We start from the raw sequence: 3,715 nt of genomic DNA on the forward strand, positions 1-3,715 counted from the left end.
CGTCCTGGCTGAGCATGCGACGGTCGAACATCTGCTCGGCGCGGCGGCGGGTGGCCTCGGCCCGGTGCCGTGCCGCCGGGGTGCCACGGCCGGCGGCGGCGTCCAGCAGGGCGTCGGCCAGGGCCGCGGCGTCGCCGCGGCCGACCAGCCAGCCGGTCTCGTCGTCGACGACCTCGGGCAGCCCGCCGGCCGCGGTGGCCACCGTCGGCACGCCGCAGGCGGTCGCTTCCTGGCCCGAGCCGTAGCCCTCCGACCAGGAGGAGACCACGTTGACGTCGGCGGCGGCGTAGAACGGCCGGACGTCGAGGACGCTGTCCACCCAGCGAACCTGGTCGGCTCCGGGCTGCGACGCCCAGGCGGCCCGGAGCTGCTCGCGGTAGCGCGTGCCGGCCTCGCCGTACCCACCGCCGAGCAGGATCAGCGTGCCGCGTCCGCCCCGCTCGACGAACCGGGACCAGGCCTCGAGCAGGACCTCGTGCCCCTTGACGCCCCGGCCCGGATGCACCAGCCGCTTCGGCGGATAGAAGTAGGCGACGCAGACGGCGACGAACTCGTCCGCGTCAAAGCCGAGATCGGCGCGTGCCGTGCGGCGCGCTTCGGGTGTGGCGGGACTGAAATGGTCCAGATCGACACCGTAGGGCAGCGTGCGGATCCGGTGTTCGGGCAGGCCGAGGGCGGTGTACCGGTCCCGGATGTTCCCGGTGCTGGCGATCAGCAGGTGGTCGAGGCGACACAGCACCCGTTCGACCCGACGGATCAGCGTGTTGTCCAGGTAGAGGGGTCCGGCGACCATGTGCGCCCGGGTGATCGGGGTGCCCACGGTGGCCAGGCGCGCGGCCAGCGCCGAGGCGTACAGGTGGTAGTGCACGACGTCGACGCCGAGCTCACGCAGGGTCGTCCGCAGCCGGCCGACCGCGGCGATCCGCGCCGGCAGCGACGCTCCGGCCAGCGGTGCGGGGCTTTCGACCACCGGCACGCCCTGGGCGGCCAGTTCGCGGGCGACCCGGCTGTTCCGGTGGTGTGGGGCCGGCAGCAGCACGACCACCTCGTCGCCGGCCGCGCGGGCCGCCAGCACGTGCGGGATGATCCACAGTGGACCGTCCCCGGTCTTGACCAACGTGGCGATCTTCATCGGGCAGGATCCTCCCAGGGGTCAACGCAGCGTCCGCGCCACCGTCGCACGCGGGTCCCCCGACCCTGACGCCTTCAACTACGCCACGGATCGTGGCCGACGCGCCACCCACAGGCAGGCGCGACCGCACAGCCGTGGGGCGCCGACAAGCTCCAGGCCGGCCTCCACCGGCCGCAGCCGGCTTCGATCCACCCGAGCGGCCAGGGCCCGTCCGGCGGCGGTGAACTCCAGCGCGGTGGCCAGCGCCCCGTACGGATGGGCGCGCACCGCCTCGAACCCCACCGCCCGTAGCTCGGCGGCCAGGTCACCCGGTGTGAAGGCGTACTGGTAGAACTCTCCCTCCTGGGGACGCCGCAGCCACAACGGCACGCCGGTCGAACCGTGCGCACCTGCGCTGACCACGCGCTTCGGACGGGCATCCGGGGACGAACCACCAGCATCGGCCGAGCCACCGACGACGGCCCGGACCGCACCGTCGAACGGGCCCGCGGGCGAGGTGGCGGCCCGGCCCAGGCCACGCAGCAGGGGGCTGAAGCAGGGGGTGGAAACCAGCGCGACACCGCCGGGGCGCAGCACCCGGAAGGTCTCGCGCAGCACGTCGGCGGGGCCCGCTTCGAAGTGCTCGCAGACCCCGGGCGAGTAGACGGCGTCGTAACTACCGTCGGGTACCTCGAGGGCTCGCACATCGCCCTGCCAGACCCGCAGCCGCGGTGCCGCCGCCCGTAGCCGGGCGACGGTGCGGGGTGCCCAGTCGACGGCGTCGGCGGTGAAGCCGCGAGCCGCCATGGCAACGCTGAACTCCCCCGGCCCGCAGCCAGCCTCCAGCACCCGTCCCCCCGGCCGCAGGTGGCGCCGCACCGCCCGGCGCAGGTGCAGCGGCAGATGCCCGGTGCGGGCCCGTCGGTAGTCGACCGGCTGGGCGTCCCACAGATCGTCCCAGAAGGCGGCGTCGGCGCTCTGGCGGTAGAAGGCCAGCCGTCCGCGGTGCGCCCCCGGCTGGACGACCAGCGTGACGCGGGCGGGAACGGGCCGGGCGGGTCGGACGGACTCGGCGGATGCGGTCATGAGCGGGCCCCTCGGGCAGCAGGTTCCGGTGCGGTCGGCGGCACCAGTGGGGTGGGCAGATCGGGAAACAGGACGGGCATGGGCGGGCCGGCCGCCACGACGGGGGTGGCACCGTCGGCGAGGTGGCTGCGCAGGGCCCGGCGGACCAGCAGCGTCATCACGGCGTAGGCGATCATGCTGCCGATCGCCGCGCCGGTCGCACCGAGCCAGGGCACGAGCACCGGGTAGGTCCCCACCGACAGCAGCAGGCCGATCAGACCCACGCTGCCGGCCGCGCGGGTGCGCCCGAGCCCGGTCAACACCCGGCACTCGATCAGGAACGGCGCCAGCAGCAGTTCCGCGACCAGCAGCAGCCGCATCGGGGTGACGGCCGCGCCGTACCCGGCGCCGAACAGTTCCGCCAGCAGCCACGGCGAGGCGAGCGCGAGCGCGCCGGCCACGACCAGCAGCACCCCGCACACCGCGAGGGTCACCCGGCGCAGGGTCGCGGCGGCGAGCGTGCCGCGGGCGCTGCGATGGAAGATCACCTGACCGACGGAGCCGGGCAGCAGCCGCAACGCCTCGCAGGACGCCGAGGCGACGGAGTACACCGCCGCCGCGCTCGCCCCGCCGAAGGCCGCGACGAGCAGCCGGTCGAACCGGAACGCGACGGTGGCGCCGATGTTCAGTCCGAGCGCGGGCAGACCCTTGCGCAGGAGCAGCCGCCAGGCCGTCCGGTCCCGGCGGGGGCGCACCGACAGGCCGCGGCGGGCCAGTTCCACCAGGCAGACGACGACCTGCGCGCACCAGCAGCCGGCGAGGACAACCAGGATGTGTGTGAGCCCGGGATGACGCGGGCCGAGCAGCAACGCGACGAGCTGGGCGATGCTCGTCCCGGCGGCCAGGGCCGCGGCCAGGCTGATCTCGCCGGCGGCGTTGAGCGCGTCGAGCACCTGCGCGGCGAGCAGGTTCGCCGCGGCGAGCAGGGCGACGGCGGCCAGCAGCCGCCCGTCCACCCGGGCACCGCCACTGAGCGTGAGTAGCAGCAGGGAGGAGGCCGTGACCAGCCCGGCGGCCAACGGCGTCACGGCCAACGTCAGACCCAGATAGTGACCGAGTCCGACCCGTGGATCAGCACGGCCGAAGTAGTGGCGGAACGCGACGTTCGTGCCCAGCCCGCCGACGAGCGCGCCGAACGCACAGATCGTCGTCAGGACGACGAGCGCCCCGCGTTCGGCCAGCGGCAGCATCCGGGCGGTGGCCACGGCCTGCCCGAGGCTCGCGACGGCGGCCAGTCCCAGCCATCCGGTGACGACCGTCCCGATCCGCCCGATGCCCCGCTGGACACCGCCCGGCCCACCCGCCCCGCCCGGATCCCCCGCCGGAACCCCGACTGCTCGTGCCTCGGATGCCTGCGGTCCGGGCGCGCGTAGCCCGGGCGTCCCGGGGCCGCGGGGCTGCGGCCGTCCGGGCTGACCGTGCCCGGACCGGCAGTGCGCGGGCCGGCGTTGCGCGGGCCGGCGTTGCGCGGGCACGAGC

General features: G+C 75.2%; 3 protein-coding genes. All 3 read right to left on the bottom strand.

The window, feature by feature from the left end; translation table 11 throughout:
* Positions 1–1,132 (bottom strand): glycosyltransferase (locus ND747_RS15790; RefSeq protein ID WP_251734381.1); only part of this gene is annotated, 1,132 nt, incomplete at its 3' end.
* A 78-nt stretch (positions 1,133–1,210) separates the two neighbouring features.
* On the bottom strand, positions 1,211–2,197 hold the full coding sequence (locus ND747_RS15795; RefSeq protein ID WP_251734382.1) for a bifunctional 2-polyprenyl-6-hydroxyphenol methylase/3-demethylubiquinol 3-O-methyltransferase UbiG: 987 nt from the start codon (positions 2,195–2,197) through the stop codon (positions 1,211–1,213).
* Positions 2,194–3,715: lipopolysaccharide biosynthesis protein (locus ND747_RS15800; RefSeq protein WP_251734383.1), on the bottom strand; the 1,522-nt coding region annotated here is incomplete at its 5' end. The genes ND747_RS15795 and ND747_RS15800, both read right to left, overlap by 4 nt.

The organism is Frankia sp. R82 (genome assembly GCF_023716925.1).
Taxonomy (GTDB): Bacteria; Actinomycetota; Actinomycetes; order Frankiales; family Frankiaceae; genus Frankia.

Excerpts from the sequence above, each read along its gene's own strand:
- ND747_RS15795 (WP_251734382.1), bottom strand. The coding sequence starts at position 2,197 with ATGACCGCATCCGCCGAGTCCGTCCGACCCGCCCGGCCCGTTCCCGCC.